This is a genomic window from Cellulosimicrobium sp. SH8 (assembly GCF_025818875.1).
Lineage (GTDB): Bacteria > Actinomycetota > Actinomycetes > Actinomycetales > Cellulomonadaceae > Cellulosimicrobium > Cellulosimicrobium cellulans_D.
On record NZ_JAMXMH010000002.1, the window covers coordinates 355,461 to 379,860 of the forward strand.

Annotated in this window: 21 protein-coding genes; 8 read left to right on the top strand and 13 right to left on the bottom strand. The window is 75.7% G+C overall.

Features of this window, described 5'->3' with window-relative positions; genetic code table 11:
- The first annotated feature begins 154 nt into the window (after positions 1-154).
- A complete protein-coding gene (locus tag NF338_RS04295; RefSeq protein WP_264029643.1) occupies positions 155-4,858 on the top strand; it encodes a hypothetical protein in 4,704 nt (1,567 codons plus the stop codon).
- A 10-nt stretch (positions 4,859-4,868) separates the two neighbouring features.
- Here NF338_RS04295 and bsh read toward each other — a convergent pair whose 3' ends face one another.
- The 6 genes from bsh to NF338_RS04325 form a co-directional block, all read right to left on the bottom strand.
- Positions 4,869-5,816, bottom strand: a complete 948-nt coding sequence (gene bsh / locus NF338_RS04300) for a choloylglycine hydrolase (protein ID WP_264029644.1) — start codon at positions 5,814-5,816, stop codon at positions 4,869-4,871.
- 148 nt (positions 5,817-5,964) lie between these two features.
- Positions 5,965-6,855, bottom strand: coding sequence for a glycosyltransferase family 2 protein (locus NF338_RS04305; RefSeq protein WP_412846062.1), 891 nt, complete (start codon positions 6,853-6,855; stop codon positions 5,965-5,967).
- 196 nt (positions 6,856-7,051) lie between these two features.
- A complete protein-coding gene (locus NF338_RS04310) occupies positions 7,052-7,876 on the bottom strand; it encodes a DUF5926 family protein (protein ID WP_087470861.1) in 825 nt (274 codons plus the stop codon).
- A gap of 10 nt (positions 7,877-7,886) precedes the next feature.
- Entirely contained in the window at positions 7,887-8,978 is a 1,092-nt protein-coding gene (locus NF338_RS04315; RefSeq protein ID WP_264029645.1) for a pirin family protein, read from the bottom strand.
- 644 nt (positions 8,979-9,622) lie between these two features.
- Positions 9,623-10,630, bottom strand: coding sequence for a hypothetical protein (locus NF338_RS04320; protein ID WP_264029646.1), 1,008 nt, complete (start codon positions 10,628-10,630; stop codon positions 9,623-9,625).
- A gap of 58 nt (positions 10,631-10,688) precedes the next feature.
- Positions 10,689-11,264: a DinB family protein gene (locus NF338_RS04325; protein WP_264029647.1), complete on the bottom strand. Its 576-nt coding sequence runs from the start codon at positions 11,262-11,264 to the stop codon at positions 10,689-10,691.
- A 142-nt stretch (positions 11,265-11,406) separates the two neighbouring features.
- Between NF338_RS04325 and NF338_RS04330 the strand changes: the two genes are divergently transcribed.
- From NF338_RS04330 to NF338_RS04355, 6 genes are all read left to right on the top strand, one after another.
- Positions 11,407-12,021, top strand: coding sequence for a TetR/AcrR family transcriptional regulator (locus NF338_RS04330; RefSeq protein ID WP_087470856.1), 615 nt, complete (start codon positions 11,407-11,409; stop codon positions 12,019-12,021).
- Between the two features lie 93 nt (positions 12,022-12,114).
- The gene (locus NF338_RS04335; RefSeq protein ID WP_087470855.1) at positions 12,115-13,425 is read left to right on the top strand and encodes an MFS transporter; all 1,311 of its coding nucleotides are present in this window, start codon (positions 12,115-12,117) and stop codon (positions 13,423-13,425) included.
- A gap of 97 nt (positions 13,426-13,522) precedes the next feature.
- On the top strand, positions 13,523-14,191 hold the full coding sequence (locus NF338_RS04340; RefSeq protein WP_264029648.1) for a heme oxygenase (biliverdin-producing): 669 nt from the start codon (positions 13,523-13,525) through the stop codon (positions 14,189-14,191).
- Positions 14,192-14,430: 239 nt separating this feature from the next.
- Positions 14,431-15,705 carry a heme/hemin ABC transporter substrate-binding protein gene (locus NF338_RS04345; protein ID WP_264029649.1) on the top strand — a complete coding sequence of 425 codons (1,275 nt, stop codon included), beginning with the start codon at positions 14,431-14,433 and terminating at the stop codon, positions 15,703-15,705.
- A gap of 131 nt (positions 15,706-15,836) precedes the next feature.
- Positions 15,837-16,847 carry a FecCD family ABC transporter permease gene (locus NF338_RS04350; RefSeq protein ID WP_264029800.1) on the top strand — a complete coding sequence of 337 codons (1,011 nt, stop codon included), beginning with the start codon at positions 15,837-15,839 and terminating at the stop codon, positions 16,845-16,847.
- A complete protein-coding gene (locus tag NF338_RS04355; RefSeq protein ID WP_264029650.1) occupies positions 16,844-17,716 on the top strand; it encodes a heme ABC transporter ATP-binding protein in 873 nt (290 codons plus the stop codon). The genes NF338_RS04350 and NF338_RS04355 overlap by 4 nt, the downstream gene beginning before the upstream one ends.
- A gap of 20 nt (positions 17,717-17,736) precedes the next feature.
- Here the strand turns inward: NF338_RS04355 and NF338_RS04360 are convergent, their stop codons facing one another.
- The 3 genes from NF338_RS04360 to NF338_RS04370 all read right to left on the bottom strand — a co-directional run bounded on the left by NF338_RS04360 (position 17,737) and on the right by NF338_RS04370 (position 21,186).
- Complete coding sequence (locus NF338_RS04360) at positions 17,737-17,991, bottom strand: hypothetical protein (RefSeq protein ID WP_264029651.1); 255 nt, start codon at positions 17,989-17,991, stop codon at positions 17,737-17,739.
- 164 nt (positions 17,992-18,155) lie between these two features.
- A complete protein-coding gene (locus NF338_RS04365) occupies positions 18,156-20,240 on the bottom strand; it encodes an elongation factor G (protein ID WP_264029652.1) in 2,085 nt (694 codons plus the stop codon).
- Between the two features lie 118 nt (positions 20,241-20,358).
- Positions 20,359-21,186, bottom strand: coding sequence for a MerR family transcriptional regulator (locus NF338_RS04370; protein ID WP_264029653.1), 828 nt, complete (start codon positions 21,184-21,186; stop codon positions 20,359-20,361).
- A gap of 185 nt (positions 21,187-21,371) precedes the next feature.
- Here NF338_RS04370 and NF338_RS04375 point away from each other — a divergent pair, with 185 nt between their 5' ends.
- Positions 21,372-22,157, top strand: a complete 786-nt coding sequence (locus tag NF338_RS04375) for an SAM-dependent methyltransferase (protein ID WP_264029654.1) — start codon at positions 21,372-21,374, stop codon at positions 22,155-22,157.
- Positions 22,158-22,207: 50 nt separating this feature from the next.
- Here the strand turns inward: NF338_RS04375 and NF338_RS04380 are convergent, their stop codons facing one another.
- The 4 genes from NF338_RS04380 to NF338_RS04395 all read right to left on the bottom strand — a co-directional run bounded on the left by NF338_RS04380 (position 22,208) and on the right by NF338_RS04395 (position 24,350).
- Entirely contained in the window at positions 22,208-22,885 is a 678-nt protein-coding gene (locus NF338_RS04380; protein ID WP_264029655.1) for an HAD hydrolase-like protein, read from the bottom strand.
- Positions 22,882-23,259: a hypothetical protein gene (locus tag NF338_RS04385; RefSeq protein ID WP_264029657.1), complete on the bottom strand. Its 378-nt coding sequence runs from the start codon at positions 23,257-23,259 to the stop codon at positions 22,882-22,884. Before NF338_RS04385 ends, NF338_RS04380 begins: the two co-directional genes overlap by 4 nt.
- Positions 23,260-23,392: 133 nt before the next feature.
- Positions 23,393-23,923 carry a DinB family protein gene (locus NF338_RS04390; protein WP_264029658.1) on the bottom strand — a complete coding sequence of 177 codons (531 nt, stop codon included), beginning with the start codon at positions 23,921-23,923 and terminating at the stop codon, positions 23,393-23,395.
- Between the two features lie 61 nt (positions 23,924-23,984).
- Positions 23,985-24,350 (bottom strand): MazG nucleotide pyrophosphohydrolase domain-containing protein, encoded by a 366-nt coding sequence (locus tag NF338_RS04395; protein WP_264029659.1) that lies wholly within the window; start codon positions 24,348-24,350, stop codon positions 23,985-23,987.
- Positions 24,351-24,400: the final 50 nt, after the last annotated feature.

The window sequence follows — 24,400 nt, forward strand, 5'->3', positions numbered from 1 at the left end:
CGGCGCCGGAACCGGCCACGCCCGGCCCGCTCCCGCCGCCCTGTGGCCACGCCGCGCGAGGGCCGTGGAGGCCGCGTGAGCGTCCCGCGCGGACCTGCGACGACGCCGCTCGTCGGCCCCGGCCGGGCCCGAGGCGCCCCCGTAGGCTGGTCCGGTGACGTTCCCGGCCGCCGCGCTCCCCCCTGCCCGCACCCTCCCCGCCCGCCGGGGGGCGGCCGGCACGCGGGTGACCGCGCTCGCGACGGCGGTCGCCCTGGCCCTGCTCACCCTCCTCGGGACCGTCGCCGCACCGCCCGCGGCCGCGGCGCCGTCGGGCACGACGGCGGCCCGAGCCTCGACCGGCACGTCGGCCGGCACGTCGGCGGGCGCAGAGGCGGGCACCGCGCCGACGCACGACCCCCGGCCCGTGGTGCTCGTCGCGGTGGCGGGCCTGTACTGGAGCGACGTCTCGCCCACCGCGACACCGACGCTGTGGTCGATGATCCGCACGGGGTCGGTCGCGTCGCTCGGCGTGGGGCGGACCTCCTGCGCGACGGACGCGTGGCTCACCCTGTCGGCCGGGCAGATGGTCTCGTCCTCCGACCCCGCGGCCGAGGAGCCGGTGGAGGCGCCACCCGTCAGCACGGATCCGCCCACGACGGGCTGCCCGCCGCTGCCCGTCCCCACCCCGGCGACGTCGGGCGCGACCGCGCCCGAGGCGCTGCCCGCCGACGTGCCCGGGTGGGCGACGCTCACCGCACCCTCCGAGGAGGAGGCCGCCGCCCCGACGACGCACCACGCGCCAGGGACCCTCGCGACGCGGCTCGCCGAGACCGGCGTCTGCACGACGGCGGTCGGGCCGGGCGCCGCCGTCATGCTCGCGGACCCGAGCGGGCACGTCGAGCGGTACGCGTCCGTGCTCGCCGCGCTGCCCGAGGGCGGGCTCGACGCGTGCGACGTGACGGTGGTCGACCAGGGCGAGATCGTCGACTCCTCGCCCGGGCGGGGACAGAGCCTCGACGCGCTCGACGAGGCGCTCGCGCGCGTCATGGACGAGGTCGACCGCGGCACGCGCGTCCTCGTCGCGGGCGTGCCCTCGGGGCCGGTCGGCGAGCCAGGGCTGCCGGTCGTCGTCGACTGGCGCAAGGGCGAGCCCACGAGCCGCTGGCTGCACTCCCCGAGCACGCAGAAGGACGGGATCGTCCAGCTCGTCGACCTCACGGCGACCGTCGTCGACGAGGCGGGCGGGAGCATCGAGGGCCTCGACGGCGCACCGTTGTCGCTGGGCGAGGTCCGGCGCATGGACGTGGCGCGCACGGTCGAGAACCGGCAGTACCTCAACGTCCTCACGAGCACCATCCCGACGCTCTACCCCGTGCTCGTCGGGCTGCTCGTCGCGACGCTCGTCGTCGCGCTCGGCGGGGCGCTGTGGGTGCGGCGCGCGGCGGCGCGCCGCGGACTGCCGTCGCGCCCCGGCCCGGCCGGCCTGCGCGTCCTGTCCGCGGTGCTCCTGGTCGCGGCCGCGGCACCCGTCGCGGCCTCCCTCGCGAGCCTGTCGCGGTGGTGGGTGTGGAGCGCGCCCGCGCCCGCGCTCACCCTCGCCCTCGCCGTCAGCGCCGTCGCCGTCGCCCTCGTCGCGTGGACCGTCTCACGCCTCCTCCCGCGCCGCCCGTGGGCGCTGCCGACGGCGCTCGCGGGCGTCACGTGGCTCGTCCTCACGGTCGACGGCGCGACGGGCACGACGCTCCAGCAGGCGTCCTTGCTCGGCACATCCGCCGTCGCGGGCTTCACGCGCTTCTACGGCTTCAACAACGTGACGTTCGCCGTGTACGCGGTCGCGGGCCTCGTGCTCGCCGGCGGCCTGGCGTCCACGGCGCTCGCCCGGGGGCGACGGCGGCTCGCCGCCTGGCTCGTCGTCGCGGTCGGGGCGGTGACGATCGTCATCGACGGCTGGCCCGCGTTCGGCGCCGACTTCGGCGGGATCCTCGCGCTCGTCCCCGCGTTCGCGGTGCTCGCGCTGCTCGTCGGCCGGGTGCGGATCACGTGGCTGCGGGCGCTCGTCGTGGCGGGCCTCACCGTGCTCGTGGTCGCCGTCGTCGCGGTGGTGGACTGGCTGCTGCCCGGGGGCAGCTCGCACCTCGGCGGGTTCGTGCAGACCGTCCTCGACGGGGCGGCGCTCGAGGTCATCGGACGCAAGGCCCTCGGGGCCTGGCACACCGTCGCACAGCCGGCGGGTGCCGTCGCGGCGGTGCTCGTCGTCCTCACCGCCCTCGCGGCGCTGCGTCCGGAGCGCTTCCGCCTGCCCGAGGTCGCGCGTGCCTACGAGCGCTGGCCGCTGCTGCGCGAGCTCGTGGTCGCGCTCGTGGTCGTGGCCGGGGTGGGATCCGTCCTCAACGACTCGGGCATCATCATCGCCGTCATGGTCGTCGTCGTCGCGACCGCGATGATCGTGCCCGGCTTCCTCGCGCGCACCGCGCCGCCGCGCCCGGCGGCCGCGCTCCCCGAGCCGGGGATCCGGCACATGCCCACGATGCTCCTCACGGTCGGGGGCGGGCTCCTGCTCGTCGTCCTCCTCGTCTCGACCGTGCTCGCCTCGGGCGGGCTGCGTCCCACGTCCAGCGCCGCGCCCGCGGGCGGTGAGGCGGCCGTGACCCGTGCGGACGCCATCGCCACCGACCGACCGCTGGTCGTCGTCGGGACCACGGGCGTGACGTGGAGCGACGTCACGGCATCCACCACGCCGACCCTGCACGCCCTGCTCACCGACGGCGCCGGCGCCGGGGGCGTCGCCCAGCCGACGGGTGCGGCGAGCCGCTGCACCGTCGGGGGCTGGCTCGCGCTCTCGGCCGGGCAGCTCGCCGAGGTCGCGACCGAGCGCGCGCCCGACGGCACGTGGGAGTGCCCGACGGCGCAGCCCGTCACCGCCACAGACGGCACCGACGGCGCGCAGGTCGACGGCTGGGACGACCTCGTCGCGCTGCAGCAGGGCTCGGGCTACCAGGCGCGGCTGGGCGTGCTCGGCGACGCGCTCGCCGGCGGCGTCGCGGGCGCCTCGACGAGTACCGTGTGCGCGACCGCCGTCGGGCCCGGCGCAGCGGTCGCTCTCGCGGACGCCCGCGGGGACGTCGCGCGCTATCGGGACCTCGCGAGCGCGACCGCCCCCGGGAGCGACGCGTTCGCGTGCCCGGTGACCGTCGTCGACGCGGGCGACGCGACGGCCCCGGCGGTCGACCCCGACCTCCCGGCCGAGGAGCGCGCCGCGCTCCGCACCTCGCTGCGGGTCGACCGGCTCGCCGCCGTGGACGCCTCCGTCGGCGCGGTGCTGGACGCGGTCCCGACCGGGACGACGGTGCTCGTCGTCGACGTCGCGGGAACGCCCGGGACGCGCCCGGCGCTCGGCGCGACGCTCGTGCGGCCGTCCTTCGACGGCCCCGAGCAGGCGCGGTACCTGACCAGCGCGGCCACGCGGACCGACGGCGTCGCGCGCGTCCTCGACGTCCCGGCCACCGTGCTCGACGCCGCGGGTGCCACGACCCCCGCCCGCATCCAGGACACGCCGCTGGCCTGGGGCTCGCCGCGGCCGCCGGACGCGACCTCGACCGCGGACGCGCTGGCCGACCTCACGACGCGCGACCACGTGCGGCGCGCCGTCTACACCGCGTTCGTCGACGTGCCGCTCTACGCGGGCCTCGTGATCGCCGGGCTGTGCCTCCTGCTCGCGCCGCGGGCCGCACGCGCGACCGGAGACCGCGCCCGGGCGCGCTGGGCCCGGGCCGCGCACTGGGCGCGCGGGGCCGCGCTCGTCGTGGCCGCCGTCCCGACCGCGGCCTTCCTCGTGTCGCTCACGGGCTGGTGGCGGTTCGGGAACCAGACCCTCGCGATCGTCGTGTCGACCGTGCTCGCGACGGCGGCCGTCGCCGCGCTCGGCGCGCTCGCCCCTCGGCGGCCGGTGTGGCTCGGACCCGGGATCGTCGCGGGCATCACCTTCGCGGTGCTCACGCTCGACGCGCTCGTCGGGACGCCGCTCAACCGCGCCAGCCCGCTCGGCTCCGCGCCGACGTTCGGCGCGCGGTTCTACGGGTTCGGCAACCCGACGTTCTCCGTGTACGCGGTCGCGGCGCTCGTCCTCGCCGCTGCGCTCGCCCAGTGGCTCGTGGCCCGCGGGCACCGGTACGTCGCCGCGACGGTCGTGGGCGTCATCGGCGTGGTGACGATGGTCGTGGACGTGTGGCCGACCCTCGGGGCCGACCTCGGCGGCGGGCTCGTCGTCGTGCCGGCGTTCGCCGTGCTGGGCCTCGCGGCGTCCGGGGCCCGGGTCACGTGGCGGCGCTTCCTGCTCGTCGCCGCCGCCGGCGTGGGACTCGTGGCCGCCGTCGGCGTGCTCGACTGGCTGCGCCCCGCCGACGAGCGCTCGCACCTCGGCCGGTTCGTCGGCCAGGTCGTCGACGGCTCGGCCTGGGAGACGCTTCTCCGCAAGGCCGGCTACGCGGCCCGCTCCGTGCTGGGCGGCGTGCCCGTGTGGCTGACGATCCTGGTCCTCGTCGCGGCGGCGCTGGTGCTGTTCTGGCCGCGGCGGTTCACACCGGCGTGGTTCGCCCGGACCGAGGCCGCCTGGCCGCTCGTGCGCCCGACCGTCCTCGCCCTGTGGATCGTGTGCGTCGCCGGGTCGCTCGTGAACGACTTCGGCGTGCGCATCGCGCTCGTCGCGCTCATCCCGGCGGTCCCGCTCCTCACCGTCGCGGCGCTGCACGCGGTCGGCGACGGCACCGGGTCCGAGGAGGAGCGGGGCGCCACCGAGGATGCGCCCAGCGCGGCACCGGACACGGAGGGGGTGGCGTCCGCGGGCGGCGCCACGCGGGTCGAGAGCGCGAGGCCCTGAGCCTGGCGGTCTACGCGAGGACGAGCTCGGTGCCGTCCGCCGCGAGGTCGGCCATCGCGACGCTCCGGACGGCCGGGTCGTCGTACGTGTTCCAGTAGTAGGTGGACGTGCGCGAGGAGAAGAGTCCCGTGTACACGGTGATCTCGGACTCGCCGGACGCCATCACGGCGCTGCCCTCGACCATCGCGACCTGCTGCAGCGTGTGGAAGGCGCGGCTGACGTTCTGCTCCTCGGTCTCCTGGGCCGGGTAGTGGGCGTTCACGTAGGCGGCGCGGACGAACCGTGACGGCGAGTAGTAGTCGCCCGGGATGCCGCGCATGTGCGAGCCCGAGCCGAACGGGGTGAGGACCGCCCCGCCCAGCTGCGTGTCCCCGGGGAAGTCGGGCGAGGTGTTGAGGTAGTTGCGCAGGTTCTCGTGGTGCCAGCCGAACCCGGGCTGGTTCGTGAGCACGTCGACGTCGTCGTGGAACACGTGCATCCCGTCCGCCGTGTGCTCGACGACCACGGCGCGCGTCGCGTCGGCGACGATCCAGTGCAGCATCGAGCTCGGGTAGGTGTCGTTGATCGGCCGGTCGACGACCACGACGTCCCGGAGCGCGGCCTCCACCTCGTCCACGGTCGCGAACTGCGAGCACACCCACAGCGGGAGCTCGTAGGCGGCGACGTTGACCGCGCCGTCGACCGGGCCGGGCGCGTAGGCCGCGTACCCCGGGAAGTTGAGCCCCGCGACGGCGAGGCCCGCGTCGTTGCCGCAGTCGAAGTAGAGCGGCGTCCCCTCCGCCACGATGCCCATGCCGAGGGTCGCGTGCCGGATGCCGGGCACCGCGCCGAACGGTGACCTCGGCGCGTACCCGGTGGGCGTCAGCACCACCCGCTGCCCGTACCCGCTCGTCCAGTCGAGGTTCCGCGCGAGGTAGACGCTCCCCCGGCCGTCCGAGAACCTGATCCCCGTGCACATGGCGATGCCCCGTCGTCGTCGGTGCGGCCTCGCGCGGACGCGGGCCACCGGGCACGGGCACCGTGCCCTCCCACCAGGGTGGGATCTCCGGGAGACGTTCGCCACCCGCGGGACGGGACGGCGCGCCCCGGCTCGGCCGGGCCCGACGTCAGTGCTGGTCGGCGGCCCGCACCCGGTCGACCGCGGAACGCATCTTGCGCGCGTTCACGGCCAGGAGCACGTCGCGGTACTGCGCGGCGCGGTGGAGCTGACCCTTGAGGTCGTTGGACGAGGCGCGGTGGCGCAGGTCGCACGGCACCTCGACGGCGACGTACCCCTTGCGGAGCAGGTCGATCGTCATGCCGGTCTCCACGCCCCAGCCGCGGGCGAGCGGGGTCGCGGCCTCGAACGCCTCGCGCGTGAGGCAGCGCATGCCCGAGAGCGGCTGCGTCGGGGTCCATCCCGTGAGGGACTGGATCGCGCGGCGCGCCGCACCGACGACGATCCCGCGGCCGCCCGCGCCCGGCTGCGGGGGGAGCAGCGCGATCGAGAGGTCCGCGTACCCGTCGAGCACAGGGGCGACGAGCGGCGCGGTGTTCACGGCGGTCTCGCCGAGGTCGCCGTCGATGAAGAGCAGGAGGCGCGGGGGGCGGTCGGCGGCGTCGCGCATGGCGACGACGGCCGCGCCGGTCTCCATGGCCGCGGCCTTGCCACGGTTGTGCGAGTGGCGCACGACGACGGCTCCCGCCTCGCGCGCGACGTGCTGGGTGTCGTCCTCGCTCCCGTCGTCCACGACGAGCACGAGGTCGACGTGCGGGATCGCCTTGGCCGCGCGGACCGTCGCGGCGATGCGCCGGGACTCGTCCTTCGCCGGGATGATCACGGCGACGCGCTGCCGCACCGCGCGGCCGGTCCGGCCGTCGCCGACCGTCGGCCGCGGCGTGCGTGCCCGCGTGCCGGACGCCGAGAGGTACGTCGGCGGCGGCGTGCTCGCCGCGCCCGCAGGGGCAGCACTGCCCGTGTTGTTCCCCGACTCAGTCGACCGATGGTCCGCGTTCACGCCGTCCAGCCTAGTAGTGCAAAGAGTTGGCCGCAGAAGTGTCGTCGTTCCACCAGCAGATCCGCTCGGGATCTTCGCAGGACGACCGGGCTGCGTTCCCAGGTCCCCCGGATCCTACTCGACGCGACAGCCCGCCGACAGGGGCGTCGGCGGGCTGCTCGTCGTGGCCGTGGGTCGGGCCGCCGGCCCGCATCCGTCAGCGCAGGGTCACCTGGCGCGACACGATCCCCGCGCGCGCCCGGCGCTCGTTCGCGTCGAGCGGCTCCGTGACGGCGAGCGCCTCGGTGAGGAGCGCGTCGAGCTCCGCGACCGGCCCCTCGAGCTCGTCCGCCTCCGTCCCGCGCGGCAGCTCCCACACCGGGACGAGCACGCCGCTCGACCGGAACGCGCCGACGAACTTGCCGCCCGCGAGGCCCGACTCGCGCCGCGCGTGGAGGCGCGAGATCGCGTCGATGAGCGCGTCCTCGGGCTCCGGGCGGGCCCAGCGCAGGAACTCGCGCGACATGCGGCACCAGTACGCCGAGGTGACGGCGTCGAGCTTGACGGTGGGCACCATCGACTCGGCCGCCTGGTCGAGCGACGCGCGCAGGTCCGGCGTGATCTCCTCCGCCGGGTCGAGCCAGAACGCGAAGTCCTCGTGGACGGTGACGTCGAACGGGACCGAGGGGTCGAGGACGTCCTGCAGGCGCGGGCCGGCGTCGGGCAGCGCGCTCATCTCGATGGACGTGCCGGGCTCGGCGGCGATCGCCTCGAGCAGCGCCGCGGCGAGGTCGCGGCTCGTGTCGCCCGAGCCGGCGAGCGTCTGGACCGCGAGGAGGATCGCGCCGTCCTGGCGGTGCAGCGCGGCCCAGCCCGCGGGCAGGACGGTCACGACGGTGACGTCGCGCGCGCCGTGCTCCGCGGTCGTGCGGGCGGTCGCGGTGGCCGAGGGCACGACCTCGCGCATCGCGACCCAGTCGGTCTCGCCGGGCAGCCCCTCGAACGGGCGCAGCACGAAGTCGGGCGTGGAGTTCTTGGCCATGCGCGGCAGTCTACTGGCGCGCCGCCGGGCGGGTGCGAGGCCGCAGACGGACGTCGGGGAGGGCCGGCGCGGGGAGCGGGCCGCCGTCGTACCCGGCGACCTCGCCGTAGCGGCCGTCGTGCGCGCCGTCGGCGTAGCGCGTGCCGCCGTGGTTCGGTCCCTCGCCGCCGGTGACCACGAGCTGCGCCTGCCAGTCCGCGCGGGCGCGCGCGACGTCGTCGTGCGACCGGCCGACGAAGTTCCACCACATGACGATGTCCTCGCCGAACGGCTCGCCGCCCACGAGCACGACGCGCGCCGGTCCGTCCGGCCCCGCCTCGACCGTGAGCGTCGCGCGGCCCGGCGCGACGTACCCGAGCGCCGACGGCGGGACCTCCTCGCGCTCCAGGCGCACCGCCCCGTCGTCCACGAGCAGGCCGTGCTCGAACGCCGGGTCGACGTCGAGCGTCACGCGCGCGCCGGCCTCCAGGTCGACCTGCGCCCCGACGAGCGGCGAGTACGTCGTCGCGGGCGAGCGCAGCTCCGCGCCCGCGACGCGCAGGCTCCCGAGGAAGACCTGGACCCGGGCACCGGCGAGGTCCGCGACCGGCAGGTCGGCGTGGTGCTCGAACGCCGGCGGGTCCGCGAGCCGGTCGCCCGGGAGCGCGACCCAGAGCTGGACGCCGTGCAGGACCGGCGGGCGGACGCCGCGCGGCGACTCCTCCGAGTGGGAGATGCCGCGGCCCGCCGTCATGAGGTTGAGCTCGCCGGGCCGGACCGTCTGGAGCGAGCCGACCGCGTCCCGGTGCAGGATCTCGCCGGCGAACAGCCACGTGACGGTCTGCAGGCCGGTGTGCGGGTGCGGCGGGACCTGCATGCCGTCCGTGCCGTCGCCGATCGCGGGCAGCGGGTCCGGCCCGTAGTGGTCGAGGAAGCACCAGGCGCCCACGAGCGAGCGCGCGCGCTGCGGGATCGTGCGGCGCACCCGCATGGCGCGCGTGCCGCCGAGCGGGACGTCGCGGTGCTCGAGGATCTCCACCGTCGGGGCCGCACCGCTGCCCTCGCCGTGCGGGGTCCCTGCGGAGCACACGCGCTCCTCGGGCCGGGTCTCGAGGTTGCTCATGGCACGAGCGTAGGCGCGGCCGACGGACCCGGCCCACCGGCCCACGAACGGGTCTTCGCGTCACGGCACGCCGGCGGGAGAATGGCAGCGAGGCCCCTCGGAGCAGGATTCCGAGGGGCCTCGCCGTGTCCGCGCGACCCCGGGGCGGTCGGGCCGGTGGCCCGTCGGGGCGCCGCTCGCGACGTGGCGGCCCGGCGCCCCCGCGCCGGCCCGGATGCCCCGGGCAGGCGTGCTGACGCCGATCGCGGTCGGCCTTCCGGGTCCGGTCGGAACCTGCGCCGTCGCGCGCAGCCCGCAGCAGGGGGTCGCGGGTCGTCCACCGTTCTCCGGTCAGCCGTGCCCTGCCGTTCGCGCCGGGCCGTCGTGCGCTCCTGGCCGGGGCCGTCAGACCCCTGTGTGCCGGAACACCGTCGTCCGTGTGCGCCCGTCCGGGCCGTTAGGCACGTTTGTAGTCCTCACCCGGAGGGCCTGCAAGAGTTCCCACCGATGTCATTTGGCAGGTCGCGAAGGCCACAGGTTCGTCCACAGGCGGCCCCGCGCGATTCCCACGGAACCCACAACCCTGTGGACGAAATCTGTGGACAGCTCACCCCGCCGACACGCCCGGTTCGACGACGGCGCGCGCCTCGTGCGCACGCCGTCGCTCAGACCCAGAACTGCGACGTCGGCGTCGCCGCCGGCGTGAGCCGCTCGTCGAGGTCGAGGTCTCGCACGACGAAGCCGCCGTCGTCGACGAGCGTCCCCGCGAGGCGCCCCTGGAGCATCGCCGCGAGCCGTGCGACGAGCACCCGGGCCCGCGAGCGCGCGATGACGTGCAGCCCCGACGGGCGCTCGACCTCGAGCTCGTACGGGTCCTGCGGGACCCACGTGACGCGGTAGGCGTGCGGGCCGTGCTCGCGCCAGTCGAGCGCGCCGAGGGCGAGCGGCACCTGCGGCACGCGCTGCGCCGCCAGCCGGACCGCCCCGTCGTACGGCGTCTCCCCCGACAGCACGTACTCCGCGAGGCCGTCCGGGCGGGGGTGGACCGCGACGACGCGCGCGCTCGGGACCGTCGTGCGCAGGACGCCGAGCGCGTCGTCGGGCCCGAGGACCTGCGCGCTGTAGAGCGTGAGGTCGACCCCCGAGGCGGGGTCGGGCGTGAGCACCGTCCGCCCGTCCGCGACGACGGCGCCCCCGACGCGCCGGGCCGCTGCGACGGCCCAGCCCAGCACCTGGAGCTCGACGCCCTGGGGCAGCCCAGCGGCGAAGGCGCGGGCGAGACCGTCACGGTCCTCGGCGAACGGGATCGGGGCGCCGCGGGGCGCCGGGTCGTCGACGTGCAGCGCGAAGGCCTCGGCGCTCCCGCCCGCGAGGTCGAGCGCCTGCGTCTGCGGCGGCGTCAGCGGGAACGGTCCGACGACGCGTGCGCCCTCGGCGAGCCGGAGCTCGCCCGGCGCGACCACGCCGTCGGGCACCACGCCCCGGAACCGTGCGCCCACCATCGGGCGGGCCGCTCCCCCGCCTGCGGGCGGCGTCGTCCACGCCGCGTCGGCGAACCAGGCGCGCGCGAGGGCGTCCACGGGCGTGCGGGCCGCACCGCGCGAGCGCGGCATCGCGAGAAGGTGGGCACCGGCGTGCGCGTCTGGCACGAGACCGGCGACGGTGGCGTCCATGACCGGAACGTAGTTGGTCCGGAATGCCGGGACGTTACGGCCGTGTCACGGCCGCGGGTCAGGCTCCGACGTCGTGCAGGTGGTGCACGACGTCGTGCACGAAGTACTGGCCGAGCGTGCGGACCGTGAACACCGACCCGTTCGAGCGCCGCCCGGGGCGCTCCCACTGGTCGGGGACGAGGGCGTCGAAGCGGCCCGCGACGCGGTCGCCCGCGATCTCGAGCTCGCGGGCCACGACCGCCGGGTCCTGGTGCGCGTAGTCGTCCTCGACCGCCGTCGCGTCCTGGTCCCAGTTCGCGAACTGCGGGTCGTCGCCCTCGACCATGGACTGCACGCGCACGTCGAACACGGAGAAGACGTCGCGGACGTGCGCGGCGTACTCCAGCACGGACCAGGTCGTGGCGTCGGGGCGGACGCGCACGTCCTCGCGGCCCAGCGCGCCGACGTAGCGCGGGATCGCGTCGCGCACCACGGCCCCCACCCGGTCGGGCGTCACCTCGGCCGCCACGAACCCGCACTCCGGGCACGGCCGCTCCATGACCCACGTCCAGTCCTTGGTGTCCGCGGGGACGGGCGGGAAGTCCGGGTCCGGGGAGGTCGAGGGGACGCCGTCGGGCGACGCGGTCGTGTCCATGGCGGCAGTGTGCCAGACGGCGGAGCGCGCCCGGGAGGCCGGGCGGGGGGCCGGGCGGGGGCCGGGCGGCGGCTCCGTGGCGGCTCGGCCGCGCCCGGGGGAGCCGATTAGCGTTCTGACACGACCTCCCTATGATGTCAGCATGCCCAAGATCATCGGAGGGTCCCTCCACGAGCACCGCGCCCAGACCCGGCAGAAGCTCTTCGCGGCGCTCTCGACCCTCATGATGGACCGCGGCTTCGACGCCATCTCGCTCGCCGACATCGCCTCGGCCGCAGGGGTCGGCCGCACCGCGGTGTACAACCACTTCCCCGACAAGGAGGCGCTGCTCCTCGGGTTCATCACCCACGAGACGGAGCAGTACGTCGGGACGCTCGAGCGGGCGCTGGAGGACGTGGACGACCCGGTCGAGCAGCTCCGCACCTACATCCGCCAGCAGGCCCAGCTCAAGCGCATCTTCCACCTGGCCCCCGGCCCGGACCTGCGCACCGTGCTGTCGCGCACGACGCGCCAGCGCCTGCGGGAGCACGCCGAGCTCGTCGAGGCGATCCTGCGCCGGATCGTCGCGTCGGGGATCGAGGTCGGGGAGTTCCCCGAGCAGGACATCGAGACGACCGTGCAGCTCGTCAACGCCTGCCTGTCGGGCCGGCTCGTCCCCGACGACCCGGACGCGCGCGAGCAGGCGATCGAGGCGACCGAGGCCTTCGTGCTGCGCGCCGTCGGGGCCGACGCGTCGTCGCCCGCGCTCGCGCGCTGACCCGGCCGGCCCGCCACGCCCGTCCCTTCTCCCCCGAGCAGAAGCGGCCGAGAGCGCGTGATGCCTCCGGCAACCGTCACCTAGCCTCGGGGGGTGCCGACCCGCCGCCGCCGCAGCCTCCCCGACGCCCCTGCCCGGGTGCGCGCCGGGCTCGGCGCGCCGTTCCGGAACGTCTTCACGGCGAACCTCAGCTCCAGCCTGGGCGACGGGATCGCGCGCGTCGCGTCGCCGCTGCTCGCCGCCCGGCTCACCGACGACCCGTTCCTCGTGTCCGGCATCGCCGCCGTCTCGCTCCTGCCGTGGCTGTTCTTCGCGATCCCCGCCGGGGTCCTCCTCGACCGCGTCGACCGCCGGCACGCGCTCGCGCTCGCGAACGGCGCGCGCACCCTCCTCGCCCTCGGGCTCGTCGCCCTGGCCGCGACGGGCACGCTGACCATCTGGTGGCTGTACGCCGTCGTCTTCCTCTACGGCGCGCTGGAGACCGTGTACGACGGCGCGATCCGCGCGGTGCTGCCCTCGATCGTGCGGCCCGCCGACCTCCCGCGCGCGAACTCGCGCATCGAGGCGGGCGAGATCACCGTCCAGAACTTCCTCTCGGCGCCGCTCACGTCGGCGCTCTTCGCGGTCGCCGTCGTCGTGCCGCTCGGGACCGGTGCGGCCGCCTACGCCGTCGCCGGGGCGCTCGCGCTGTTCCTGCCCGCCGTCGCCGCGGGCGAGCACCGGACCGTGGCCGTCGAGGGAGCCGAACCCGCGCCGCCCTGGTTCCGCCAGCTCGGGGACGGGTTCCGCTACCTGTGGGCGCACCCGACCCTGCGCCCGCTGTGGCTGCTCTCGATCGTCGTCGGGCTCTGCTTCTCCGCCGCGACCGCGACGATCGTGCTCTACGTCCTCGACGTGCTGGGCGTCCCCGAGGCCTGGTACGGGACGTTCCTGCTCGTCGGGGCGGCCGGGTCGCTCGTCGCGGCGGCCGTGGCGAACCCCGCCAAGGAGCGCTTCGGGACCGGCCCGACGATGGCCGTCGCGAACCTCGTCTCGACGGTCGTCCTCGTGCTCCTCGGGCTCGCCCCGCTCCTCCCGGACGCCGGCGCCGCGGTGGTCGTCGGCGCCGTCCTGTTCGCGGTGAGCTCCGGGGCGGTCACGGTGTGGAACGTCCTCGTCATGTCGCTGCGCCAGGCGATGATCCCCGGCCGCCTGCTCGGCCGGGTGCACGGCACGTGGCGGACGCTCCTGTGGGGCGTCATGCCGCTCGGGGCGTTCCTCGGCGGGCTCCTGGCCCGCACGGACCTGGCGACGCCGCTCGTCGTCGGCGGCGGGTTGGGCACGCTGGTCGCGCTGCTGGGCTTCCGGTTCCTCGCCGGGCTCCCCGACCCGGAGGACGTGGCCCAGATCTCGGACAGAGGATAGGCAAGCCTCACCTGGGTGGGTTACAGTTCCTGACGCATCGTCATGACACCGCGTCAGGACGAGCACCCCGACCCGACGCTACCCGCAGGAGCCATCCGTGACTGCTCTCACCCAGGACCTCGACCGCACCGACGAGTCCGTGCCGCTGTCCCAGCGCCTGCGCGAGGGCACGCGCCCCGAGCACGAGCAGGCCGAGAGCTCCGGGTTCGTCGAGCGCCTCATGTCCGGGCAGCTCGACGTCGCTGCGTACGCCGACCTCGCCGCGCAGCAGTGGGCCATCTACGGCGCGCTCGAGGACGCAAGCGCCGCGATGCGCGCCGACGCCCAGGGCTCGACGCTCGTCTTCGACAAGCTCACGCGCACCCCCGAGATCGAGAAGGACCTCGCGTTCCTCGTCGGCGCGGACTGGGCCGAGCGCATCACCATCCACCCCGCGACCGAGCGCTACGTCGCGCGCCTGCGCACGGTCGGCGCGTCGCTGCCCGCCTACGCCGCGCACGCGTACACCCGCTACCTCGGCGACCTCTCCGGCGGGCAGATCATCAAGCGCATGCTCGAGCGCCACTACGGCCTCTCGGGCGACGGCCTCGCGTTCTACACGTTCGTCGAGATCCCCAAGTCCAAGCCGTTCAAGGACGTCTACCGCGAGCGCCTCGACGGCCTCGTCCTCACGCCCGAGCAGCTCGACGAGACCGTCGCCGAGGCCAAGCACGCCTTCCGCCTCAACAGCGACCTCTTCGCCGACCTGGGCGCCGCCCACTGCTGACGCCGAGGTAGAGCCGCGGTCCGCCGAGAGAGAACCCTGGTCGCGCGAGGGAGAGCCCTGGTTCTTGCGCCGGACGTCGCGTGGTCACCTTAGGTGGGCGGGGTGGGTGGTCGTGAGGTGCGTTACTCGCGAGACGGTCGGGAACCGCCTTCAAGTCAGGTTAGGCTCGTCTTATCTGGGGCGGGCGACGACCTCGCCGGGGTCGCGCCCTCCCGCGCACCGCTCCCTGGAGACTCCCCATGCCTCACGTTGCCCGTTCCGCGCTGCACCACGGCTCGCCGACGAGCCGTCCGACGTCGCCCTCGGGTCCGTCGGGCACCACGCCGGGCCGGGCGCGGCGGACGGTGACGGCGCTGGTGGGGGCGGGCGCCGTCGTCGCGCTGGGGCTCGTCGCCGCGTGCGCGCCGCTCCCCTACGAGCCGCCCGCGACGCCGTCGGCGGAGGCGAGCCAGGACGCCGCGCCGGTCGAGGCGACGCCCGCGGAGTCCGCCGACGAGACGACGGGCGCGCCGGTGTGCACGACGCTCGAGCAGTCGCGCGCCGCCGGCGGCGGGTCCGACGCCGACCCGGCATCGTTCCCCAACGGCCCGACGACGGCGACGTTCGCCGACGACGCGATCCACCCGATCGCGGACGCTCCGACGCCGCAGCTCCCCGTCACGGTCGCGTCGGTCGACGGGCGCCAGGTCGAGATCACCGACGTGAGCCGCATCATCCCCGTCGACCTGTACGGGACGCTGGGCGAGATCGTCTACAGCCTGGGGCTGGGCGCGAACGTCGTGGGCCGCGACCTGCCGACCGGCTTCCCCGAGGCCGCGGACGTCCCCGTCGTCACGGGCGCGGGGCACGCGCTCGACGTCGAGGCGATCCTCGGGCTCGACCCGTCCGTGATCCTCACCGACGCGACGATCCTCACCGACGACGTGCGTGGCCAGCTCGAGAGCTCGGGCATCCCCGTCGTGTACCTCGACGAGGCCCGCACGCTCGACGGCGTCGACGACCGGATCCGCGCCGTCGCGACCGCGCTCGGCGTGCCGGAGCAGGGCGAGGCGCTGGTCGAGCGCACGGACCGGCAGATCTGCGCGGCGCTCGACGCCGTCCCGCAGGACACCGGGACGCCGCGCGTCGCGTTCCTCTACCTCCGCGGGTCGAACATCAAGATGCTGTTCGGGCCCGGCTCGGGCGCCGACGACCTGGTCCGCGAGATCGGCGGCGAGGACGCCGGGACCGCGATCGGTCTCACGCAGCAGTACGCGCCCGTCACGAGCGAGGCGATCATCAGCGCCGCGCCCGACGCGTACCTCGTCATGACCGACGGGCTCGAGTCCATGGGCGGGCTCGACGCGATGATGGCCATCCCCGGGCTGGCGCAGACACCCGCGGGCGAGGCGCGCCGCGTCGTCGACATGGACGGCTCGCGCCTCCTCACGTTCGGCCCCCGCACCGGGTACACCATCGCGTCGCTCGTCGAGGCGTTCTACGGCGTGCCCGCGCCCGAGCTCCCCGCGTCGTGAGCGCGGTGACGCGCCCGCCGGGCGCCACGGAGGACGCCCCCGCGCCCGACGACGGCCCGCGCCCGGGCGGTCGACCCGCCCGGGTGGGGCCCGCCGTCGGGCAGCAGCGCCGCCGGGCCGCGCGCTGGCTCATGGTCGGCCTGGGCGTCGCGCTCGCGGTGCTCACGGTCGTGTCCGGCATGACGGGTCAGGTGCCCGTGTCGCCCGCGGAGGTGCTGGGTTCGCTCGCGCACCACGTCGGGCTCGACTGGGGGCCGATGCCGTCGCACCCGCAGGGCGAGAACGCGCTGTGGGTCGTGCGGTTCCCGCGCGTCGTGCTGGCGATCGTCGTGGGCGCCGCGCTCGCGTGCTCGGGCGCGCTCATGCAGGGCGTGTTCGGCAACCCGCTGGCGGAGCCGGGCGTCATCGGGGTGTCGTCGGGCGCGGCCGTGGGCGCGTGCGCGGTCATCGTCACCGCGGGCGCGCTCGTGCCGGGCACGTGGGTCGCCGGGGCGGCGTTCCTCGGCGGGCTCGTCACGACGTTCGTCGTCTACGCGCTCGCGCGCGCCGGGGGGCGCACGGAGGTCGTGACGCTCGTCCTCACGGGCATCGCGGTCAACGCGTTCGCGGGCGGGATGCTCGCGTTCTTCACCTTCGTGGCCGACCCGGCCGCGCGCGAGCAGATCGTGTTCTGGCAGCTCGGGTCGCTCGGCGGCGCGACGTGGCAGTCGGTCGCGATCGTGCTGCCGATCGCCGTCGTCGGGGTCACTGGCGCGATGCTCGTGCGCCGCAAGATGGACCTGCTCGCTCTCGGTGAGCGCGCCGCGCAGCACCTCGGGGTCGACGTCGAGCGGCTGCGGCAGCTCGTCATCGTGCTCGTCGCGCTGCTCGTCTCCGCCGGGGTCGCGTTCACGGGGATCATCGCGTTCGTCGGGCTCGTCGTGCCGCACCTCGTCCGCATGGTCTGCGGGCCGAGCCACCGCACGCTCATCCCCGCGTCCGTGCTGGGCGGCGCCGTCGTGCTGCTCGCCGCCGACCTGCTCGCGCGCAGCGCCGTCGCGAACGTCGAGCTGCCGCTCGGCATGATCACGTCGCTCGTGGGCGGGCCGTTCTTCTTCTACCTGCTGCGCCGCACGCGCTCGCGCCAGGGAGGCTGGGCATGAGCGACCTGCGGCACGAGGGCTCCTCGTTCCTCGGCTCCCTGCGCACCGCGGTCACCGGTGCCCGACGGCGGTCCCGCCTCCCCGCACCCGTCGCGCCCGGCGACGTGGTCACCGCGGCGCACGGCGTGTCCCTCACCCTGGGCGAGGCGCCGATCCTGCGCGACGTGTCGGTCGACGTCCGCGCGGGCGAGGTCCGCGCGCTGCTCGGCCCCAACGGGGCCGGGAAGTCGTCCCTGCTCGCCGTGCTCACGGGCGACCTGGTCCCCGCGGCCGGGGACGTCGTCGTCGACGGCCGACCACTGCGCGCGTGGACGCCGACCGAGCTCGCCCTGCGCCGGTCGGTCATGCTCCAGCAGGTCTCGCTGAGCTTCCCGTTCACCGCCGTGGACGTCGTGCGCATGGGCCGCTCGCCGTGGCGCGGCACCCCGTTCGAGGACGAGGACGACGAGGCGGTCGCCGAGGCTCTGGCCGCGACCGACGTCGAGCACCTCGCCGACCGGCACTTCACCTCGCTGTCGGGCGGGGAGAAGGCGCGCGTCGCGCTGTCTCGCGTGCTCGCGCAGCGCACGACGCTCCTCATGCTCGACGAGCCGACGGCCGCCCTCGACCTCAAGCACCAGGAGCTCGTGCTCCAGCTCGCCCGGGCGCACGCCGCCGCGGGTGGTGCCGTGGTCGTCGTCGTGCACGACCTCTCGCTCGCCGCCGCCTACGCCGACCAGGTCACCGTCCTCGCGGGCGGGCGCGTCGTCGCCGACGGCAGCCCGCGCGACGTCCTCACCGCCGAGCTGCTGAGCGGCGTCTACGACTACCCCGTCGAGGTCGTCGACCACCCCGGCGGCGGCGCGCCGATCGTCCTGCCGCGCCGCTGACGCCCGACGTCCTGGTCCCGTCAGCGGAGTGGCTGCTCGCCGGTCCGGTGCCGACGCGCGACCTCGCGGTCCACATCGAGAAGGCTCCCTCGCGCAGGTGTCCGTTCGCCGTCGAGGATGACGACCACGCACCGGTCTTCGGACTGGCGATCGAGGTGCCCGACCTTCGACGCGTCGACGAACACCTCCGTCCCGTCATCGAGCGCGACGAAGACGCCCCACGGCACCCGACGACCGACCATCACCACGTGCTCCTCGTGCACACGAACAGTCATCGGCGCTCCCTCTCCTTCATGCCGCCCGTCATACGGGTTTCCGAACGATTGACGACACGTGAGCGGAGCGGCGATCTCCTCAATAGTGCGGGAAACGGAATGAATGCGGAACAGCGATTGGGCCCGGGCCCGGCGCCCGCGGTCTCCCTCGGCAGACCACGGTCCTACCTCGCGGCGGGGACTCCGCCCGGGAGCACCTCGTAGCGGTCGGGGACGGCGGTGAACGACCCACGCCCCCCGGTGAGTGACCGCAGGTCGAGGACGTAGCGCGTGAGCTCGGCCTCGGGGACGAGCGCGTCGACGCGGACGCGGCCGTCGGGCAGGGAGTCGGTCGCGGTGATGTGGCCGCGGCGTGCGGAGAGGTCGCCCATGACGTCGCCCTGCGCGTCGGGCGGGACGGTCACGGACACGGCGGAGACGGGTTCCAGGACGACGGTGCCCGCCGTCGCGAGCGCCTCGCGCACCCCGACCCCGCCCGCGGTGCGGAACGCCATGTCGGACGAGTCGACGGAGTGCGCCTTGCCGTCGAGGACCTCGACGCGCAGGTCGACGACCGGGTAGCCGTGCGGCCCGCCGCCCTCCATCGCCTCGCGCGCGCCGCGCTCGACGGCGGGGAGGTACTGGCGCGGCACCGACCCGCCGACGACGGAGCTGACGAACTCGAACCCCTCGCCGCGCGGTAGCGGGGACACGCGGAGCTGCACGACGGCGAACTGGCCGTGCCCGCCCGACTGCTTCTTCACCTTGCCCTCGACCTCGACGGCGCGCGTGATGGTCTCGCGGTAGGCGACCTGGACGGGCTCGGTGGTGACGCGCACGCCGAACGAGCGTTCCAGCCGCTCGACCGCGACGGCGAGGTGGGTGTCGCCGAGCCCCCCGAGCACGGCCTGCGACCCCGTGAGGTCGACGTGCAGGGTCGGGTCCTCCGCGCGCAGGCGGGCCAGCGCGGAGGAGAGCTTGTCGTCGTCGGACTGCGACACGGGCCGCAGCGCGACGGCGTACACGGGTGGGCGCTCGGGGAGGTCGCGCGCGGACACGGGCATCCGGCGGCCCGCGAGCAGCGTCCCGGTCGAGGCGGCGGCGACCTTCGCGACGGCGGCGACGTCGCCCGCGACGACGCGGTCGACCGCGACGTGCTCGCGCCCGCGCAGCCGGAAGAGGCCGTGCACGCGGTCCTCCGCACCGGTCGCGGTGCTCACGAGGCGGTCGCCCGTCGCGACGGACCCGGAGAGCACCTTGAACACCGAGACCTGCCCGACGAACGGGTCGACGACGGTCCGGAACACGTGCACGAGCGCGTCGCCCGCGGGGTCCGCCGCGACCTGGGACGTCGCCCCGGCGCCCGACCCGGCGCCGTCGGGCAGCGCGACGACGGACGCGCGGTCGACGGGCGAGGGCCCGAGCTCGCACACGAGGTCGAGCACGCGGTCGACGCCGACGCCCGTGACGGCGGACGCGAGCAGCACGGGCACGGCCTCCCCCGTGAGCACCTCGTGCGCGAGCGTCCGCTCGAGGTCCGCGGCCCCGGGCTCGTCGCCCGCGAGGTACGCCTCGAGCTGCTCGTCGTCGTGGGTGACGACCTCCTCCACGACCTCGTCGTGGAGGGCGTGCTCCTCGTCCCGCACGTCCGCGGGGACGTCCTCCTCGTGGGTGCGCCCGTCGCCGTCGTACTCGCGGGCGCGCTCGGTGAGGACGTCGGCCACGCCGTGCAACGACTGCTCCTCGCCGAGCGGGAGCTCGAGCGGCACGAACGGCGCGTCGAGCGCGCCGCGCAGCGCTGCGAGCACGGTGCGGAAGCTCGCCCGCGCGCGGTCCTCCTGGGAGACGACGACGAGGCGGGGGATCCCCGCCTCGTCGCAGCGCCGCCAGACCTCCTCCGTGCCCGACTGGACCCCGTCGACGGCGCTCACCACCACGACCGCGAGGTCGGCCACCGCGAGCGCCGCGTCCACGGAGCCCGCGAAGTCCGGGGATCCCGGGGTGTCGAGCAGGGTGACCTGGTGCGTGACGCCGTCGGGCGCCCGCCAGTCCAGGTGCGCGACGCCGAGGCTCACCGAGATGCCGCGCGCGACCTCCTCGGGCTCGTGGTCGCAGACGGTCGTGCCCTCGGCGACGGAGCCGGGCCGCGGGATCGCGCCCGCGCGATGGAGGAACGCCTCCGCGAGCGTGGTCTTGCCGGACCCGCTGTGCCCCACGAGGGCGACGTTGCGGGTCGTGGCCGGGCCGGTGGACGTCGACGTCGTGGCCATGGGTGCCTCCTGGCGGGCGGCGGGGCGCCGTGTCCCGCCAGGCCTCCAGGCTAGTGACGTCCCGGTGATCCCGCCCGGGCCGATGGTCCCGGGCGGGATCACGTCCGCGGGCGCACCGTCAGAGGTTGCGCTCGACGTAGACGCGCAGCGCGTCGCGGACGAACGTCGCGCCCTCGACGCCGCCGTAGTTGAGCGCGAACCGCGGGTCCCCGACGTACATCTCGCCGAGGCCGAGCAGGTAGCCCCGCAGCGGCCCGGGCTCGTGCGCGGGGTTGGCGGGCACGGTCTGGAGCCACTCGACGTGGCGCCGCGCGAGCGCCTGCGCCTCGTCCGACGCCGGGTCGACGCCGGCCTCCGCCGCCGCCGTCCAGTCGCCGTTGAGCCGCTGGACGCGGTCCTTGAAGGCCGTCTTCTCCGCGTCGCTCAGGCCGCCCCACCAGGAGTGCCCGCGCGCGTACGCGTCCTTGCCCCAGCGGTCCTCGACCTCGGCCTGGTACTGCGTGTGGTCGAACCCGTCGAACATGTCGTCCGCCATGAGCTCGCCACCTCCTTCCATCGTGGTGATCGTCCGTTCGACCGACGCGATCTGTCGCGCCAGCCGCTGCCGCTCCGCCTGCAGCCACTCGAGGTGGCCGCGCAGCGCCCGCACCTGGGTCTCGCGCTCGGCGGTGCCCGACGCCGACACGTCACCCCGGGCGTCCGCGGCCCCGTCGAGCGCGTCCTGGATCGCGGGGAGCCCGAGGCCGAGGTCACGCAGGAGGAGGATCCGCTGGAGCCGCACGAGCGCGTCCGCGTCGTAGTGGCGATAGCCGTTGGACGCGACCCGGCTCGGGCGCAGCAGCCCCACCGCGTCGTAGTGACGCAGGGTGCGGCTCGTCGTGCCGGCGAGGCGCGCGACCTCCTGGATGGACCAGTCGGCCGTGCGCCCGGTGCCCGCGGTGTACATCTCGGTCTCCTCCCGTGCCTCTCGGTCAGGTGCGTACGGCAACGAAGACCACGCTAGAAGTTGACGTTACGTCAAGGTCAACCCGTCGCTCGGACGACGCAACGGTGCGGCGAGACGGACCCGACGGGCGTACCGTCGAGAGAGAGCGCCCGCGAGTGGGCGCGCGAACGAGCACGGAGGCCGCTATGGCCACGACGGAGCAGGTACGGCAGCACTACGCCGGGAAGGACCTCGCGGCCCGCCTCCTCGCCGCAGCAGGAGCCGACGACGGGCCCGTGACGGTCGACGCCCTCGCCCCGTACGACGAGCTGCACGCCGGGGGCGTGACGACGACCGTCGCCCTTCTCGGCCTCCTCGGGCTCGCGCCGGGCACCACGCTGCTCGACGTCGGCAGCGGGCTCGGCGGGCCGGCGCGCCTCGCCGCGCACCGGCACGGCTGCCAGGTCACCGGGGTGGACCTCAGCCCGGACTTCGTCGACGCGGCGCGCGAGCTCACCGCGCGGACGGGTCTCACCGACCTCGTGACGTTCGCGCTGGGCGACGGCGAGCGACTGCCCTGCGACGACGCGTCGCACGACCGCGCGATGCTCTTCCACGTCGGCATGAACGTTCCGGACAAGGCGGCGCTCTTCGCCGAGGTCCACCGCGTGGTCCGCCCCGGGAGCCCCTTCGGGCTCTTCGAGCAGATGCGGGTCGGGGCCGGCGACCTGCCCTTCCCGATGCCGTGGGCGGTCGACCCCGGCGCGTCGTTCGTCGAGACGCCCGACGACTACCGCCGCGCGCTGACGACGGCCGGGTTCGACGTCCTGCGCGTCGAGGACCGACGTGCGGCGCTCGCCGCAGGGGGAGTCCCCGAGCAGGACGGCCGCGTCGTCGTGTTCGGCCAGGAGTTCGTCACCCGGATCGGCAACAACGTCGCGGCGACCCGCGCCGGGCTCCTCGCGCCCGTCGTCGTGCTCGCGCGCGCCTGAGCGTCGCCCCCGCCGTCCGCACCGGCCCGGCCGTCCGCGGTCGTCGGAGATCAGCCCGCGAGCGGCGCCCGGTGGAGCAGGACGGTCGCGAGCTCGGTGGGCGTCCCGACGACCGCCGTCGCCCCCGCCGCGGCCAGCTCGCCCGGGCGGGCGTAGCCCCACGCGACCCCGACGCACGGCACCCCGTGGGCGGCGGCGCCGAGGACGTCGTGCTCGCGGTCGCCGACCATGACCACGCGCCGGGCCGCGGCGAGCGACGCGAGCGCGTGCGCGACGACGTCGGCCTTGGTGCTGCGCGAGCCGTCGAGCGTCGCGCCGAACACGTCGTCGAGTCCGCGGTCGAGGTGCGCGTCGAGCCCGAAGTGCCCGACGATCCGCCGCGCCATCGGCTCCGGCTTCGACGTCGCCACGGCGAGGCGCAGCCCGGCCCCGCGCAGCGCCGTCAGACACTCGGGGATGCCGGGGTAGACCGCGTTGTCGAGGAGGTTCCCCGCCGTGTACACGTCGCGGTAGGCGGCGACGGCGTCGGCCACGAGGTCGCGCGGGACGCCGTGCGCCGCGAACGACTCCCCGAGTGGCGGACCGACGAAGCCGCGGAGCACCGGGTCGGCAGGGACGGGGAGCCGCAGCACGTCGTACGCGTGCCGCACCGACGCGAGGATCCCGGGGGCCGAGTCCGTGAGCGTGCCGTCGAGGTCGAGGAGGACGAGGTCGTCGCGCGCGCTCATCCGGCGGGTGCCTCGTCGCCGCCGGGGCCCGACGTGCCGGGACCCTCGGGGCCGGAGCCGGAGGTGCCGGAGCCCGCGGGCGCCGTCGGCGCGCTGCCACGCCCGACGAGGAACCCGACCGCGCCGCCGACGAGCAGGGCGCCCGCCCCGGCGAGGAGCGCCGCCCGTCCGGTCCCGAAGGCGCCGGACGGGACGAACGCCGTGCCGGACACGGGGGCGTACGCGAACCACCCGAACGACGCAGGGCGGCTCGCCACCCACGACGCGGCGACGAGGAGCCCGACGCCGGCCAGGAGGAGCGCCGCGAGCACGACGGTCGCGACGCGCGGGCGGCGCGGAGGGGGGACGGACGAGGGCTGCTCGGGAGCGGTCACGCCGGCCATCGTCCCGGCCCGAGGTACCGAGAGCAACTGCCGACCCGCCCATCCGTCGAGTGCAGGAATGCGCCGCGTCCGGGCCCGCCGACCGCGACTCCTTCAGGCACTCGGCGCCGTACCCGCCGGGCGCCTACTCGCCGACGGTGCCGTCGATCGCCTCGCGGAGCAGGTCGGCGTGCCCGTTGTGCCGCGCGTACTCCTCGATCATGTGGACGAGGATCCAGCGCAGGTTCCAGCGCTCACCGGTGTGGCGGTCCGCTCGTGCGCTCAACCGGTCGAGGCCACCGTCGGCGAGCGCGTCGTCGAGGATCGCGTCGGACGCCGCGACGGCGCGGTCGAAGAGCATGCGCAGCTCCGCCGGGGAGTCGCCCGCCGCCGTCGTCCAGTCCCAGTCGCGGTCCTCGGCCCAGTCGGCGGTGTCGAACGGTGCCATGAGCGGCTGGTCGAGGAACACCTGCGAGAACCACTGGGACTCGACGAACGCGAGGTGCTTGAGCAGCCCGCCGAGCGTCATCGACGAGGGCCGGAGCCGGTGGGCGAGCTCGGCCGCGTCGAGGCCCGACGTCTTCCAGCGCAGCGTGTCGCGGTGGAAGTCGAGGAAGCCGCGCAGCGTGTCGACCTCGTCGGCGCTGACGGGCGGATCGGTGCGGTGGTCGGTCACCGCGCCACCCTAGCGGCGCCGGTGCGGCGCTGCCGCGTGCCGCCCGGGCCACGCCGCCGGGTCACGGCAGCTCCGCCTCCCACGCGAGCCACTTGCGCCGCACGGCCGCGTCGACGTCGACGCCCTGGGAGCGCGCGAGCAGGAGCAGGTGCGCGAGGACGTCGGCGACCTCGTCCGCGAGGGGCGAGGCCCCGCCGTCGTTCCCGGCGGTCCCGTCAGGGGCGGCCCCGGACGGCGGTGCGTCCCCGCGCGGGCGGGTGCGTCCCGTCGCGACGAGGAACGCCTGCGTGAGCTCCCCGACCTCCTCGGCGAGCTTGAGCATGAACCAGTCGGCATCGCGCTCGACGCCGAACTTCCGCGCGTAGAGCGCGGAGACCGCCTCGACGCGCTCCGTGAGGTCATCGAGGGTGAGGGGCGCGTCGTCCATCGCGCCAGTGAACCACCGGACGCCTCCGACCGTTCGACACCCACGCTCGG